This is a genomic window from Spirosoma gilvum, from assembly GCF_054776815.1.
Genome location: NZ_BAAHBH010000018.1, coordinates 102,858 through 118,857, shown reverse-complemented (window position 1 = coordinate 118,857; position 16,000 = coordinate 102,858). Strand labels below are relative to the sequence as shown.

The following is a 16,000-nucleotide window of genomic DNA, read 5'->3' as shown; positions in this document are numbered from 1 at the left end:
GGGGAAAATTGATAAACGGCATTCTACTCTGTCCATCTACCAAGTTTTTCATACTTATAACAGGATTAAGCACTTTTTTCAATCGATATTAAAAATAGGTATTTTAACTTACTATTACTCTTTCTGCAACTTGCTACTCTAAATGTAATAAAACCTTAATTTACCATAAGGTTAGTTGGTGAGTACTAAGAAATAATACTTACGCCAAGATTGCAAAAGTTGCATATCATAATCATCATATTTGCCTGTTTGTTGCATTTGGTCCGTCTTAAGTGCAAAAAATGCTTATAATCATGTTACCCATTCTAATGTTTTAATGGTTTTTAAAGGGTTTTTTAATTTTTTTATAATCTAGGTGAGTAGTTATAGGGCTTAAGGTAGTTTTACCATGAGATTCTTAGGAATAGAATCATTCTATTAATTATAACCTAAGCTTTTCACGTTTAACTCAACTACCTATGGTGAACCACCTACCTCCCCAACAGTTGTTTGGCAGGCTTATCAAAGTGTCTGTTACACAACTTATTCTGCTTACCTGTTGCCTGAGCATAAGTTATGCTAAGGAAAATCCACATCTGGGCCTGCCTGGCAATCAATTGGCAACTCTTGCCGATCGAACCCTTAATGGGCGGGTTACCGATGAAAAAAATGAAGCGCTGCCGGGCGTGACTGTCCTGCTAAAAGGCACGCAGCGTGGTACAGTGACTGATGCCGATGGGCGCTATCGAATCGAGGTGCCCGATGGAAGCGCTACGCTTGTGTTCTCGTTTGTTGGTTATGTTTCTCAGGAAGTAAGCGTTGGCAGCCAGTCATCGGTTAACGTTAGCCTGAAGGCCGATAACAAAACGCTGGATGAGATTGTCGTCATCGGGTATGGTACTGCCCGGAAATCTGACCTGACCGGTGCCGTATCGGGGGTTAAGGAAGCCGAACTGGCAGAACGTCCCGCTCCTTCGCTCAACCAGCAACTGTCGGGCCGCTTACCTGGTGTTCAGGTAAACACAAACTCAGGCCGTCCGGGTGGTCGAACAACCGTTCGGATTCGTGGCTTTAGCTCGATCAACTCGTCTAACAACCCCCTTTACGTGGTTGATGGCGTGATGTTGCCACAAGGTACTGGCGACCAGTTCAGTAACCCGATTGACTATATCAACCCGAACGATATCGTCAACGTGGAAGTACTGAAAGATGCGTCGTCAACGGCTATTTACGGAGCAAGAGGTGCGAACGGGGTTATCCTGATTAGCACTAGAAAAGGGAAGGCAGGTGAAAGCCGGGTTTCGTATGATACTCAATTCAGTGTAAACACCATCGGTCCCAACAAACCTCAGGTTCTGAACGCTAAAGAATATTTAGCCACAGAAGATCTGGCCTATGCCAACATGGCCAAATATGATCCCGTTGGCTGGGCTGCTGGAAAATGGACTTACCTTGATCCTAAAGTCAGACGGGCAGATTTTAGTAAGCTTCACCCAGGCGTATTTGATGCTAACTTAAATCCTTTGTACGATACCGACTGGTTCAAAGAATCGTCGCAGAGCGTGCTTTCGCAAAACCATCAATTAGGCTTTAGCGGTGGTAATGAGCGCACTCAGTATTCGCTCTCGCTCAACTATCGCGACGATCAGGGCCTTATCAAAACATCGTACATGAAGCGTTACTCGGGTCGTTTCTCGATTGACGATCAAGTAAAGAGCTGGCTCAAAATCGGTGGTACGCTGAGCTACAACAACCAGTCGGAAAACCTGGTCGATATTAATGACGCCGTTGCTCGTCAAATTGTAGAAGACTTCCCATTCCTGCCTGTACGCTATCCTGATACAGGTGTCCTCGCTGAAAACCGCGATTACCCATACGCAGAAGGAACGATGAGTTCGGTCCACCGTCTGCTGGATCGGCGCTATATTCAGAATACGCAGACACTCCTAGGTAGCCTGTTTACGAATATCAGCTTTGGCAAAGGGCTGGAAATGCGGACGGTGTTGGGAAGCAACATTCAAACGCAGGAAGTCAACCAGTCACAAACCCGTACGCTGAACATTGGCGGTAATGGTAACGCGTCGACGCAAAACACCCGGACTTCGTTCTGGTCGTTGGAAAACTACCTAACCTACAACAAGCAATTCGGTCAGGATCACTCATTTACAGGTTTGTTGGGTATCTCATGGCAGGAAACGAATGCGTTCAGAATGAATGGCAGCATTAGTGGATTTGCTACCGATTATTTTGGCTTCAATAACTTAGGAGCTGGTGCGACCAACCCATCTGTTGGCTCCGACGCATCGCGGTTTGCGTTTAACTCATACTTCGGTCGGATCAACTACGGATACAAAAACAAGTACCTGTTTACCGCTACGGGCCGGGCCGATGGTTCGTCTAAATTCGGGGAAAATAACAAATTCGCTTTCTTCCCATCGGCTGCTTTAGCGTGGCGTGTGTCGGAAGAAGACTTCCTGAAAGGCAATCAGATTATCTCTAACTTAAAACTGCGCAGCAGCTATGGTTTGACCGGTAACTCGGAGATTCCACCTTACCAGTCTCTTTCGACCTTAAACTCGAACTATGCTGCTGTTTACGGCAATACCAAGGTGGGTGGAACGGGCATCAACCGGTTGGCTAACCCGGATCTGAAATGGGAAAAAACAGCTCAGACGGACGTAGGGGTAGAAATTGGCCTGTTCAAAGGACGGATTAATGTGGAAATGGATTACTACTACCGCCTGACAACCGACATGCTGCTTGATGCACCTGTACCACAAACGAGCGGTTATGCGACCATCCGGCGTAACGTAGGTTCGATGGAAAACAAAGGGTTTGAGTTTAGCCTGAACACGGTGAATGTCAACAAGGGTAACTTTACCTGGAACACGACATTCAACATTTCGCTGAACCGGAATAAAGTGCTGTCGCTGGCTACACCATCTGATATCTTCGGGGTAGGTGGACCTAACTTTATCAACCAGACCAACATTATTCGTGTGGGTGAGCCGGTTGGAGCATTCTGGGGGCTGACACGTCTGGGTACGTGGAGTGAAGCAGAACGTGACGAAGCTGCCAAATACACCAGCTATCGGAATGGCTTGACCATTCTGCCAGGTGACCTGAAATATCTGGATGTAAACGGCGATAAGGCAATTACCGATGCCGACCGTAGCATTATTGGTAATGGTAGCCCGAAAGGCTGGGGTGCTATGACCAACAATTTCCGGCTTGGCAATTTCGACGCTACGCTTGAACTACAGTTTATGTATGGTAACGATGTGATGCTCATGAACCTGCACCCAAGCGAAGATCGTCAGGCATTGGCTAACAGCTATAAATCGGTACTGACCGCCTGGACCCCACAAAATCAGAATTCCATGATTGCTCAAGTTCGGGATACACGTGCTGGTTATGTAACGAACGTTGATAGCCACTGGATCAAGAATGGCTCGTTCCTACGGGGTAAAAACTTAATGGTTGGTTATACGTTCCCATCTTTGATTACGAATAAGCTGAAAGTCAATCGGCTCCGTCTGTATGCATCGGCACAAAACTTCTTCCTGTTGGTAGAAGATCCAATCATTGGAGATCCGGAAGTAACGCCGACCAACCAGGGTTCTACCAGCAGCGCTTTCTCACAGGGTGAAATCTGGCATAACTATCCAAAGCCAACCACTTATCTGGTAGGGCTTCAGATTGGGCTGTAAATCAGGGGGTCATTTTTAGTCATTGATCGTCATTTGGGTAAGAACCGATGATGATCAATGACTAGAAATAACTGCACCGGCGGACCGACGAAGTGAATGCCAAGAATAAACTCTTTTCAAATTCATTGATTGATACCTCATTAAGTTATGAGACATACACTCGTAAAAAATATAAGTAAAGTTTTGTTGGGCGGTATGATGATTATCGGACCTGTCGGCTGTACGGACTTCCTGAAAGAACAGGCCCCGTCGAACCTAACTCCCGATAGTTTTTATACGATCCCTGACCATGCCGAAGCGGCTATCGCTTCTGTATACGATAACCTCCGGTTTATGGGTGGTGGGGCTGGTATCTTCTCCAGCAACTGGCAGTTAGTGGAAGCTCTCACGGGTACGTCGACCACAGAAACGGCTCAAAACTCCGATCTGAACAACCTATACGGGCTCGTACACGATGGCAACACGGCACACGTCGTTAACTACTGGAACGGTCTGTATAAGGTAATTGCTCAGGCGAACCAGGTTCTCGATAAGGTACCAGGTATTACGCCAATGGATGCCGCACAGAAGGCCAGAATCCTCGGTGAAGCGCGGTTCCTTCGGGCTTCGGCCTACTTTACGACTGTTCAGTTATGGGGTGATATTCCGCTGATCACCAAGCCGCAAACAGCTGCTTCGGCCGATTTCCTCCCAACACGGTCTAAAGTAGAGGATGTGTATAAGCTGATTGTCGAAGATTTAATTGCCGCTGAAGCTGCCGGATTACCCTGGATGGATGTAACGAACGGACGGGTTAATCAGGCGGCTGTAAAAACGCAATTGTCGAAGGTATATCTGACGATGGCCGGTTTCCCACTTAACAAAGGAGCAGCCTACTACAAACTGGCTGCTGATAAAGCCTTTGAGGTGATCACCTATGCCAATGCAAACCCTGCTACAATCAACCTGTTTACGAATTATAACGATGTGCACACAGAATCCAAGAAAAATCAGCTTGAGCATCTCTTTATGATTCAGTATAATACGGTAGTGGCAGGTAACCCGATGGATAACTTCTACCCGAACTTTAAGCCGGTAACCTATAATGGTCCTGGTGGTACGGGTAGTTCGGTGCCAACGGCTTCGTTCTACAATTCGTACGAAAAAGGTGATCTGCGGGCTAAGGATCAGGAGGGCTATTTCTACACGACCTACTATACCAACGGCAACGGTACGCCGTTCAGCCTGGGTGCTCCTTATGTATTTAAGCACTTCAACCGGACAGCCAACGGTACTTCCGGGGTTGCAGGGACTCGTCAGAATAACCTGAACGTACCGCAGATTCGCTATGCTGAGACGCTATTGCTGTATGCCGAAGCACAAAACGAAGTAGGTGGGCCTACTCAGGCTGCTTATGATGCCTTCAAACGGATTCGGGACCGGGCTCAACTGACCACACCCGCTCTGGGTGAGTACACGCAGGCTACCTTCCGGGAAGCCGTTTGGCGGGAGCGGTGGCACGAACTGGCCTACGAACAAATCACCTGGTTCGATATGGTTCGGCTGCGGAAAGTTTACAACGAGAAAACTAATGGTTTCGACAACTTCGTTGGACACATTAACCTGAGTTCGAATCAGCCATTGCAGGAGAAACATCTGTTGCTCCCTCTGCCTAAGCAGGAAATGCTAAACAACCCGAACCTGCGGCCACAAAATCCAGGCTACCCAGGTGTTTAACATAAGTAACTGACTATCGGCGTGCTAACTGCCAGATAGCCAGACCGAATTTGCATAGGTTTTTAAATGAGTTAGCAGAGTACGAACTCCCCGGCTAAGACCAGCCGGGGAGTTTTTTTTATCCTACGAAAGCCTTCCGGTAGGCACTTGGCGTTTGTCCGGTAACGGACCGGAAAGTTTTGTTGAAGTGGGAGAGATTATTGAAACCCACGGTAAAACCGACATCGGCAATGGAACGGGCGGAGTGCAGTAGTCGCCGGGCTTGATTCACCCGATACTCGTTTACAAAATCGGTGAAAGTTAGGTGGGTCATTCGCTTGAAATAGCGGCTAAACGCGGGGATGGTCAGGTTAGCGAGGTCGGCTACGGCCTGTATGTCAATTGGTTCAGTATAATTTTGTTCTACGTATTGGCAGATTCGGTTGATGCGTTCCTGCTCTTTCGGGTTCAGATCGAATCGAACGCCATTGGCGTGTAAGGGTTCTACGTCCGTAGTTTCGGCCAGGTATTGCAAAATTTTTAGCAACATCAGAAACCGATCAAACGAGGGCAGGCCAGGCAGTGCTTTCAGCCAGGGGCCAATCTGTTCCTTAGCCTGGGTACCAAATGTCAGCCCCAGATGGGCGCGTTCGAATAAGCGTTTTACGGATGTCAGCTCTGGCCTTTCCAAAAAAGATTCGCCCATGAAATCTTCCCGCAACTGCACCACGATTTCTTCGTATAGCCCTTCTTTGCCGTAACTGAAATTCAGATGCGGTAAATCGGGACCTATAAAGATTAATTCGCCCGCTTCGTAGCCTGAAACATTTGTACCCACTCGGCGCTGACCACTGCCAAATGGAAGATATACGATTTCGTATTCGGGGTGGTAATGCCAGTACACCCGGCAGGTTTCGGGCTCGGTGCTGTGGATAACCCGGAACGAACTACCCGCTTCGGGTTCGATTTTTTCAAACTGGAGTTTCATAGGCGTTGGGTAAAGGGGTAAGGGCATGGGATAAATGTAGAAAACCCTACGCCCTTCCCCCTTTGCCCCATGCCCATGAAACCGGAGATCGATTTTAAACGTTTATATATCAACATACTGCTATCAGAAAACCCTATGAAATCAATAGTTGTCTATGCACTGAGTCTGCTACTGGCAGGCTGTGCGCTGGGTCAGTCGAAAGATTATACCCCTGCCAAACTACCTGCTCTGAAGCCGGGCGAAGCGGTTGCTAATTTCGCCGGTGGCTGCTTCTGGGCCATGGAAGAAGGTATGAACCAGCTTAAAGGCGTTCGGGAGGTAATGTCGGGCTATGCGGGTGGCTCCGTCAAAAATCCAACCTACGAACAGGTTTGTACGGATCAAACCGGCCATGCCGAAACGGTACAGGTGTATTATGATCCCAAAGTCATTAGTTATTCTCAACTGCTCGATGCCTTTTTTGCTGGTCATGATCCTACGACGCTCAATCGACAAGGCCCCGATGTAGGACGTGATTATCGGTCAATCGCTTTCTACCGGACACCCGAAGAGAAAGCCGAAATTCTGGCAGCCATCAAACGAACCAACGAATCGAAACACTACCCAAATCCGGTGGTAACAGAGGTTGTGCCGTTTTCGGTTTTCTACCCTGCCGAGACCTACCATCAGAACTACTTTGCCCTGCATCCCGACCAGCCTTATATCCGTGCCGTTTCACTGCCAAAGGTCGAAAAACTACGCAAAGCAATGGCTGGACACCTTAAAAATAATACGTCGTTGACAATGATTGACTAAGTAGTGCTGATAAAATGATAATACAGCATTAGAAACGGACAATGGATCGTTAAAATAGCCGGTACACCCCGGCTATTTTTGCATTATGAATACAACTGTTACAGTCAATCGACTTCAACGTAATCTTTTCGTTCAGAACCTGCAGACGTTTTTCCTCAACCGGCAGGCACTGATTGTGGGTTTGGTCTTTGCCTCGGATAGCCTGCTGTTTGGAAGCTGGGTAGCGCATATTCCACACGTCAAAGAAAAACTACACCTGTCCGATGCCGAACTCGGCCTGACGCTCTTTGCCATGCCGATCGGGCTCATCATCATGAATCCCCTAACTGGGCTCATTATTTCCCGATTAGGGGAAGCCAAAGCCTGTTTCTGGTCGGCAGTGGGCTTAACACTGGCCGTCTGTATTCCCATCAATGCTCCAACTATGGGAATCCTGGCGCTAGGCTTATTCTTTCTGGGGCTGACTAGTGCGCTGCTTAATGTGGCTATGAATACGTCGGCTACAAATGTGGAGCGCTCGAAGGGAATTTCCATTATGTCGTCGTGTCATGGCATGTGGAGCCTGGGTGGGTTGTTGGGTTCGGGCATTGCCGGTACGGTAATAGCTCTACATGTATCGCCGTCAGTGCATATGGCCATTATGGCCGGGCTTATCTTGATCGCTACGTTTCTGTTTCAGCCGGTGCTGCATACAATTCCATCGAGTAGTCGGAATGAATCGGGTGAGAAGGCGGGCGCATCGTTTGTGATTCCTAATCTGGATTTGTTATTGATGATCTTTATTGGTCTGGCGGTAGCAATGGGCGAGGGTGTAGCCCTAGACTGGAGTGCTGTGTACCTGCACGAAACATTAGGGGCCAGTAGCCAGATTGCGGCTTTAGGTTTCGGTGCCTTTTCGCTCACGATGACCAGCTTTCGGTTTCTGGGCGATGGAATTATTCCTCGAATTGGTGCCAAACGCTGGTTACAGATCGGTGGCCTATTGGGGGCACTTGGTTTGGTGATTGCCATTGCGCTACCTTATCCGACAACGGCATTAGCCGGTTTTGCCCTATTGGGCGTTGGTTGTTCGTTAGGTGCTCCGATTCTCTACAGCGCTTCCATGCGCGTGCCAGGTATTCCACCAGCCGCCGGTTTGGCCACGTTTGCTACGTTCAGTTTCATTGGTTTTCTGGCTGGCCCACCCGTGATAGGCTTCGTAGCAGATTCGTTTGGCTTGTACTACGGATTGGGATTGGTCGCTGGCGTACTACTTATTTCAGCGGGGCTTTCGCGGATTGTAAAACTGTTCTGATACAACCAAAGTAACTACCATAGCCTGTATATCGTTTATTGATGTACAGGTTATAGGTGCGCCCCCGATGGGGTCGAAAGTTTATAGAAAATTACCAACGCTATAAACCTTCGACCCCATCGGGGGCGCACTGTAGTAAGGAACAGTTCTATGATTGTATCGTTCTAACAGATAAAATGTGTAGTATTGTTATTCGGACAAATCAACAAAAGTCATGACCGTAGCCGTTACTGCCATTCCTAAAAAGCGGAGAAAGTCAGGTGTGCCAGCTTACCTGATTTATGAAACGCTCAATGGGCGCCCGCTTTATCGTCGGGGTTACCGGGAAGTATTGTCCGGTAAGAAAAAACCCGCCGAAATTATGGGAAGTAGTTCATTACAAGCTATGCTTGTTTCACTAATACATGGATTCTTATTCATGCACATTGATCGAAAGCGGTATTTGCTAGCGACAAACGAATCCGGTATTCATCTCGATAAAGGTAGTAACCTCTCTAACGATATAGCTATTTTCGATAAAGCAAAGGGGTTGGTCTTGACCGACAAATATTTTAATGTACCGCCCAAAGTGGCGATTGAAATCGATGTCCGTATCGAACCGGAAGAGTTTGAAGGAAAGGAGTCTGGCTATGTGTATGAGAAAACCGAACGACTGCTGGATTTTGGCGTCGAGACAGTGATCTGGATTACAACCTATCCCCAAAAGATTTTCGTAGCGACCCGAACGTCGCCATGGCTCACGCAAAACTGGGATGCTAGTGTGCCTGTCCTGGACGATGTTGTACTGAATCTGGCGGCTCTATTAACCGAAGAAGGTATCGAGTTTTAGAGGCTAGTAGCTATTGTGTATTGTCGTTGCCAGACTATTTGGCCAGATTAGTAAAGGAGACAGTACCAGTATTCGGCCATTGTCGATCACTTTCCTGGCTCCAAAATAAAAAGGCTGGCCCAATCGAACCAGCCTTTTTACCAAATTAGGCATGCTGTCGGGTATGTTTCCCTTCCCGAATCTCTTCAATCATTTTCCGATTGAAAGCCGGTATATCATCAGGCTTTCTGCTGGTTACCAGGCCTTGGTCGGTCACTACTTCCTGATCGACCCAGTTGGCCCCAGCATTTTTCAGATCGGTTTGAATCGACGGATACGACGTGAGTTTCCGGCCGTTTACAACACCTGCTTCAATAAGCATGATCGGCGCATGGCAGATAGCCGCAACCGGCTTTTGATTCTCAAAAAAGTGACGGACAAACTGAACGGCCTTCGGCTCCATCCGCAAATGATCGGGATTCATAACACCACCTGGCAACATCAGCGCATCGTACTGAGCCGGGTCGGCTGCGGCTAGTGGCAAATCAACCGGAAAGGTATCACCCCATTCTGTTTCATCCCAGCCTTTTACGTCTCCGCCCTTGGGAGCAATCAGGTGCGTGATGGCACCGGCATCCTGTAAGGCTTTACGGGGTTCTGTCATTTCCACCTGTTCAAATCCATCGGTCAGCAGAATCGCTACCTTCTTCCCATCCAATCGTTGCTGCATTTCCATAGCTTTGTTGAGCATTTGATTCTGCTTACTACAACTATAGGAGCAACCGAAAGTTATCAGAATTTATTGACCAGAATGTGATCAACGCTATTAAAAGCGCAGCATCTTTTGGCTAACCATATGACCATCAGTGGTTAATTGTAAAATATACTCACCCGGTGCTGAAGGTAGCAATTGAGTCGGTAATGTTTCCTGGTGCTCACCTATGGATTGGTCTGGTCGGATAAACTGCCGTATCATTCGGCCGTTAGCATCCGTTATGGTCAACAGAACATTAGCCCGTTGTTGCAATCGATATCGGACAGTTACATCGCCTGCCGATGGATTAGGCTGAATTGTTACGCTAAATTCAGGTATTGGCTCCACGGCTAATGGTTGCATACCCAGCGTCAGGATAGCATTATCCATCCATTCCAAACGGTTTTTAACCCAGGTTTTCAGAAAGTTGATTTCTTCCTGATAGGTTTTCCCGACAAAACTGTTGGGCCATACGTACACGCCCAGTATAGGCCAGCGCTGGAAGTTGCGGCCCTGTGATTCGGCCAGCCCGTTAGCAACCGAGTCGATATAAGCCTGCACTCGTTCGGTTTTGAGAAGTTCCTTCCGAAGGTTCTGATATTTGGTTCGTACTGCCGTTGAAAAGCGAGGGTCACTGACCAGTCGGTACCACCAGAAGGGAGCCTGATAGGGGTCGTTTTCGCAAACTTTATCATAGGCATACGACCAGCCCTGATACGAGTTTCCATTGCAGTAGTTAGCGTTCCCGTATGCGAGATTATAGTCCCAGATCGGTCCCATCACCATCCGTCCGTCTTTGGAGTCCCGATCTTTATAAAAAAAAACACTCAGCCGGAAGCCATCCAGATTATGAGCCACTTCGGTCATAATCATATAATCGACAAACGAATCGTCGTGAATGTATTTTCGATAGCCAACTGCTGAATCCTGGTATTTAGCCCCGGCTAGTGTATTCTCAAAATCGGTAACAAACTGTTTGGCATACTGGTATTGTGGCTCAGTTATTTCATCGATCTTGGGTTTGTCAATTTGAATCGGAATAGCGATGTTATTGGTTTTATAAGGTGAATTCCAGTCACGAGAGTCGGAGCCGGTGTATTTATCAATTTTGAAAATATAGCCGCCTGTTACGGCATCGCCTGTGTTATCGGTCGTTTTAATGCTGCTGATATTTACCCGGTTTTTATTCCGTTTAATCTTTTCCATCAGCATATACACGCCATTGTAATTCCCATCCAGCACCACTTCGCAAAACCGATAGCGAGGAGTGTAATAGGTGCTCAGTTGCCGGTTAAGATCGTAAGTGAGCGGCTCCCGAATCAGCGATTTATCGTTATACATGGCGTTGAGTACCCAATCCGATTCGGAAGGCATACCCAGGATCGGCGCATTGACGGAGCTTTGCCCCGACGCATCCCGCAATTCAAATCCGTACGGTTTTTTTGGAAAATTCTGGGACGTTGAGCCCCGTAGTTCAATACCAATTTTGCTGGTAAACGTGGGCGTATCGGTAAGGGTATTGCGCTTACCCGTGCCGTTATCGATTATGGCTAAATCAGCGACTATTTTTGGATCATCGACGATGGTTTTGCCACCTGTAGTAATGATAACGATGGGCAGATTCGATGAGGTAAAGGATTGGCCATTTACCAATAAATGAAGTAAGTTTAGTATAATAATGCAGTAGATCGCACGTCGTTGCATGAAAATGTGGTGGAATAGGGACTACGTAGTTATAAAATACGGCGATTATATTGGATAATGCCAGGTCTTAATGGCTATTTAATGACGGCCTTAGCCCAATAAAAGATTGCTAAAGCTCTCCGATAATGTAATTCCGCCAGTTTGTAACAGTAACGCCATTACTTCGTTTCTGTAATTGATTACCCGCATACAAAATAAATGATTCACGCTCACTACTTAATGAGGTCCAATACGTTAAATTTCTGAAAAACTCTGCCAAAACAGTCTGCCCTGACTTAATCTCAACAGGAATCAGCTTTTCGGTTTCATCAATAATCACATCGATTTCGTGTCCGGCTTTGTCCCGCCAATAGTATAGATTTACAGGTAGGCCTGCATTGGTTCGTTGTTTGACTAATTCAGAAATTACCATTCCTTCAAAAATTGCTCCTCGTAAAGGATGAGTTAGTAGATGTTCCTCACGGGTAATTCGTAAGAGTGAACACACAACTGCTGTATCGTAGAAATACAGTTTAGGTCGCTTCACAATTGTTTTGTTGAAGTTTTTGTAATGCGGTCGTAATAGGTAAATAATAAAACTACTCTCCAAAACGCCAATCCAGGCTTGAATGGTTTTCATATCTACCCCTGTTTCAATAGCTAATGCGCTCATATTAAGCTCTTGGCCATTACGGCCTGCCAGTAGAGCCATAAACCGCTCAAATACAAGGAGATCAGTTATGTTTTTGATTTGGCGTACATCTTTTTCGATGTACGTTCTAATATAATTTAGGCTCCAGTCGGAGCTAGGGATATATTGATCGTAAACAGGCGGGTAAAATCCGGTTAACATGAGTGTATTATCTGATTCAGGCAGCCATTTAGCTTCGGTAAGTTCTTCGACCGAAAATGGAAGTAGGAACAAGTGGGCAACTCGGCCGGCTAGTGTCTGAGAAATTGACTGTTGAAGTAAAAAATTATTCGACCCTGTTAAAATGAACATGCCCTTCTGCGCCGAGCCGTCTATAACTTCCTGTAAATACGAGAACAAATCCGGTGTTCGCTGCACTTCGTCCAGAATAGCACCTTGCGGATAAGAATTTAAAAACCCCCGAGGGTCCTGTAAAGCAAACTGTCGTGCATCGGGGTTTTCTAAGGATATATAGGGCTTATTCTGAAAAAGCTTTTTGGCAAGTGTTGTTTTACCAGATTGTCGAGGACCTGTAAGTGCAACGACCTTAAATGTATTGGCCAGCTTTTGAAGTTTGGCCTCTGCTATGCGATTTACCATACCGTAATAATATGGAAAAATTCGGAATCTGATTCCGAATTTTTCCATATTATTACGGTAGTCGATTAGAATCAGATCAATTCCCTAGGTTGAGTTTACCGCTATTTATAAAGTTGACTTTTCCCTTCAAGTCAAGTGTTTTGGCCTGCACCGTAGCATCGACTGTCACAACATGACCCGCCTGAATCTGTGCTCGGTCAGTAAGGGTTGGGATGCGTCCACAAGCCCAGGTGGTCGGGTCGTTCCAATTGCCCGATTTTATACTCGCCACTACATCGGTATAACAGCTTGCCTGCGACAGAAGCCGGATGTAAGCGCCCTGCGAGTAAATGGCTGGTTCGTTAAGCTGCCAGGAATTTTCGGGATAGCTTGTGTTCCAGGCTTTATATGACTTCTGAACGGGCTGGTTCTGTGGAGGACTGATTACCGGTCCCGAATAGGCCGCATCGGGCGCGTAGGTTGGATTGGCGCCACCCATCAGATAGCCCGGCGGTGGATTTAAATCGAAAACTGTTCCATCGCCAAACCAGGAATGGTACATGGTGGGCGCCGAAAACTCCCCTCCATAGGGCCCCATATTGGTCAAATAACTGTAAGCCGTCGGGTTGACGCCATGCAGATAATGAATAAATCCCATGCCCGCATCCCGGTAGTTGGCCTTGTTGGTGGCATCCTGGTTATAGATGTTCATCGTAAAGAACATATTCCCCTGATGCGACTTGGTTTCGTTGCTTCCCCAGGTATAATTTTCATTTTTCAGGAAGGCCCGATACGCATCTGACTGATTCAGAAAGGCAGGTAAATTATCAGAATTGCCTGTTTTCAAACTCCCGGTATAGGTTGATAAAATAGCATTTTTGACACTGGTTGTTGCCCCGGCAGCACGCGTATAATAGAGCAAAGCATCCTGATAGGTAGCCTCAAACGGATAGGCAAAACTCCACTGCATCAAATGCACCTGATTGTAATTGGCATCGAAAAATGTTTTGTAAATAGTATCGCCGGTGAGTACGTACAGAAAAGCCGCAGCCGCTACCCGCCGAGCCAGTCGGTCGTTATCGGTATAGGCAGCCGCGGCACTCTGAAAACCGGCATTGCTGAACAGAACCGACGGATTGCTATTGGCCCAGTTAAAGGCATTGATAGCCGCTGTCTGAAGGGTACTACCATAAGCCTGCATAGTCGGATTGCTCAGCGATTTGAACTGGATAGCTGCCAGGGCGAAAACAGCCGCTCCGGTAGCCGTAGCATCCGTACTAGCGGCTCCATACCGACGGATGTGCGTATCAGCACTGGGTGGCGAGGTCGCACTAAAATCAGTAACCGATACTTTATGCAGCAGTGATCCATCCGTCTGCTGCATACGCAGGAGCCAATCGAGTTCCCATTTCACCTCATCGAGCAAGTCTGGTACGCCATTATCCGATTCAGGGATGTTAAAATCATCCGTCCAGACGGGTGGATTCTCCTGATAAGCCAACAGCATGTCGACCAGTGGGCCGTACGTAAACGGAACATATTTGTTGTAATCACCGGCATCAAACCAGCCACCGCGCAAATCTTTCGACGTAGCCGCCGATGTGTTGCTTACCAGCCGACAATCGGTATCCTGTTGTGCACCCAGAAAAGCCACCCCATCCGTCCACGGGCTTTGAGCGTAGGGCGTTTGTTTAGCAAAGCCACTGCGTTGATAGAAAAAGACCCGCGTGGCTTGCTTCAAGACAGTTTGATAGACAGCATTGCCGATGTCGAATGAGTAGGATCGTTTGTTTTGCCCCACGTCATACACATAGTAGGTTCCGGGCGTTTGTACAGTCGAGAAATCGAACCACCAGACTTTATCGCCCGATTGCGTATGCGTAGCGCCTGCACTCCATGAGGTGGGCGATCCCGTGAATACAACGGCATCATTGGCTGCATTCCGAAGCTGGTAGGTACCCGATGGCGTAAACGGCTCACTCGCATTATAGCCTGTTTGTGGGTTACTGATCACGGCAATTTTTTTCGCCAGTGGCAAATACCCAAACTGATCAACTTTAATGTGATTATCGACTTCCGGAAAGCTACCCAGCTGATAACTTTTAGTGAAGTTCCAGATTGTCTGTGCTACGTTGAATTGAGTGCTCCAGCCATGCGTAGCGTCTTTGGTCATGAGCAAAACTACTTTTTTACCCGAGCTACAAAACGTCAGTGAATCGACATTGGGGTTAAAAGCCGTCGTTGTGTATGAACCCCAGTTGTTACAGTTCATGCCCGCATAATTCGACAGCGGCCAGGCATAAGCCGGTGTTTTCGGATAAGGCACAATGGGGGACGTTACGGTCGGGTCGCCCGCGCTATGGATGTGCAGAACAGGAACGGGTTTGTAGGTACCTGCCGAGAAGTATGCATTCGAATAACTGTTATTCACCCATAAGCTGGCTGCTACGGGCGCAAAAGCAGCAATTTTATTAGCTAATGCCATACTGAGGAAATAGCACATATACCCTCCACCCGAATGCCCTGTTACGTAAACCCGATTCCTGTTGATTCGGTACGTCTGGGCAAAATAATCAATCAGATCAGACGTAAACAGGACATCATCTGGCGCATTTGGATCGGCCGGACTGGGACCACCAGCATCGCCCGCTGATCCGAAGCCGGGTGCCGTGTCGGCATATTTATTAAATTGAATGCTGCCTCCTACCGTCACCGCATCGGGATAAACGACAATAAAATTCTGGGAATTGGCCACCGCGTCCAATCCTGCATAGGTCTGAAACCCGGCGCCCGTTCCGCCATCGCCATGAAAGGCAATTATAAGCGGCAGATTATCTTTAGGAAATGTTGTGGGTAAGTAATAGGTAAAGGTTCGTGTTCGACCACCCGATACCAGATTGCCGGTAGCGTTTACAGGGCTTTGTGCCCAGACTTTGCAAGCCATCAGTACGGCTATGAACGAAAGGAGGAGCTTCGCCACATTCATTCCTGTCCTTGTTTCGTTGAGTTAAATCAGATCTACAA

Annotated in this window: 10 protein-coding genes; 5 read left to right on the top strand and 5 right to left on the bottom strand. The window is 47.4% G+C overall.

The features are described 5' to 3' along the window. The first annotated feature begins 458 nt into the window (after window positions 1-458). Together ACYVFD_RS32965 and ACYVFD_RS32960 are read left to right on the top strand one after the other, a co-directional pair. Window positions 459-3,689 (top strand): SusC/RagA family TonB-linked outer membrane protein, encoded by a 3,231-nt coding sequence (locus ACYVFD_RS32965; RefSeq protein ID WP_461094795.1) that lies wholly within the window; start codon window positions 459-461, stop codon window positions 3,687-3,689. Between the two features lie 147 nt (window positions 3,690-3,836). Next, window positions 3,837-5,405 carry a RagB/SusD family nutrient uptake outer membrane protein gene (locus ACYVFD_RS32960; protein ID WP_461094794.1) on the top strand — a complete coding sequence of 523 codons (1,569 nt, stop codon included), beginning with the start codon at window positions 3,837-3,839 and terminating at the stop codon, window positions 5,403-5,405. Between the two features lie 118 nt (window positions 5,406-5,523). On the opposite strand, the gene ACYVFD_RS32955 is transcribed toward ACYVFD_RS32960, so the two are convergent. After that, complete coding sequence (locus ACYVFD_RS32955; protein ID WP_461094793.1) at window positions 5,524-6,372, bottom strand: helix-turn-helix domain-containing protein; 849 nt, start codon at window positions 6,370-6,372, stop codon at window positions 5,524-5,526. Window positions 6,373-6,507: 135 nt separating this feature from the next. Between ACYVFD_RS32955 and msrA the strand changes: the two genes are divergently transcribed. The 3 genes from msrA to ACYVFD_RS32940 all read left to right on the top strand — a co-directional run bounded on the left by msrA (window position 6,508) and on the right by ACYVFD_RS32940 (window position 9,290). Further along, window positions 6,508-7,167, top strand: coding sequence for a peptide-methionine (S)-S-oxide reductase MsrA (gene msrA, locus ACYVFD_RS32950; protein ID WP_461094792.1), 660 nt, complete (start codon window positions 6,508-6,510; stop codon window positions 7,165-7,167). Window positions 7,168-7,252: 85 nt separating this feature from the next. Further along, a complete protein-coding gene (locus tag ACYVFD_RS32945; RefSeq protein WP_461094791.1) occupies window positions 7,253-8,461 on the top strand; it encodes an MFS transporter in 1,209 nt (402 codons plus the stop codon). A gap of 214 nt (window positions 8,462-8,675) precedes the next feature. Next, entirely contained in the window at window positions 8,676-9,290 is a 615-nt protein-coding gene (locus ACYVFD_RS32940) for a Uma2 family endonuclease (protein WP_461094790.1), read from the top strand. A 145-nt stretch (window positions 9,291-9,435) separates the two neighbouring features. On the opposite strand, the gene ACYVFD_RS32935 is transcribed toward ACYVFD_RS32940, so the two are convergent. The 4 genes from ACYVFD_RS32935 to ACYVFD_RS32920 form a co-directional block, all read right to left on the bottom strand. Then, window positions 9,436-10,005 carry a type 1 glutamine amidotransferase domain-containing protein gene (locus ACYVFD_RS32935; protein ID WP_461094820.1) on the bottom strand — a complete coding sequence of 190 codons (570 nt, stop codon included), beginning with the start codon at window positions 10,003-10,005 and terminating at the stop codon, window positions 9,436-9,438. 90 nt (window positions 10,006-10,095) lie between these two features. Further along, window positions 10,096-11,727, bottom strand: a complete 1,632-nt coding sequence (locus ACYVFD_RS32930) for a CotH kinase family protein (protein WP_461094788.1) — start codon at window positions 11,725-11,727, stop codon at window positions 10,096-10,098. 109 nt (window positions 11,728-11,836) lie between these two features. Next, entirely contained in the window at window positions 11,837-13,045 is a 1,209-nt protein-coding gene (locus tag ACYVFD_RS32925) for an ATP-binding protein (protein WP_461094787.1), read from the bottom strand. A gap of 28 nt (window positions 13,046-13,073) precedes the next feature. Continuing rightward, window positions 13,074-15,956, bottom strand: a complete 2,883-nt coding sequence (locus ACYVFD_RS32920; protein ID WP_461094786.1) for a glycoside hydrolase family 9 protein — start codon at window positions 15,954-15,956, stop codon at window positions 13,074-13,076. Window positions 15,957-16,000: the final 44 nt, after the last annotated feature.

Coding starts and splice junctions, on each gene's coding strand:
- msrA (WP_461094792.1), top strand. CDS start 6,508: ATGAAATCAATAGTTGTCTATGCACTGAGTCTGCTACTGGCAGGCTGT.
- ACYVFD_RS32960 (WP_461094794.1), top strand. CDS start 3,837: ATGAGACATACACTCGTAAAAAATATAAGTAAAGTTTTGTTGGGCGGT.
- ACYVFD_RS32945 (WP_461094791.1), top strand. CDS start 7,253: ATGAATACAACTGTTACAGTCAATCGACTTCAACGTAATCTTTTCGTT.
- ACYVFD_RS32955 (WP_461094793.1), bottom strand. CDS start 6,372: ATGAAACTCCAGTTTGAAAAAATCGAACCCGAAGCGGGTAGTTCGTTC.
- ACYVFD_RS32930 (WP_461094788.1), bottom strand. CDS start 11,727: ATGCAACGACGTGCGATCTACTGCATTATTATACTAAACTTACTTCAT.
- ACYVFD_RS32935 (WP_461094820.1), bottom strand. CDS start 10,005: ATGGAAATGCAGCAACGATTGGATGGGAAGAAGGTAGCGATTCTGCTG.
- ACYVFD_RS32965 (WP_461094795.1), top strand. CDS start 459: ATGGTGAACCACCTACCTCCCCAACAGTTGTTTGGCAGGCTTATCAAA.
- ACYVFD_RS32925 (WP_461094787.1), bottom strand. CDS start 13,045: ATGGAAAAATTCGGAATCAGATTCCGAATTTTTCCATATTATTACGGT.
- ACYVFD_RS32940 (WP_461094790.1), top strand. CDS start 8,676: ATGACCGTAGCCGTTACTGCCATTCCTAAAAAGCGGAGAAAGTCAGGT.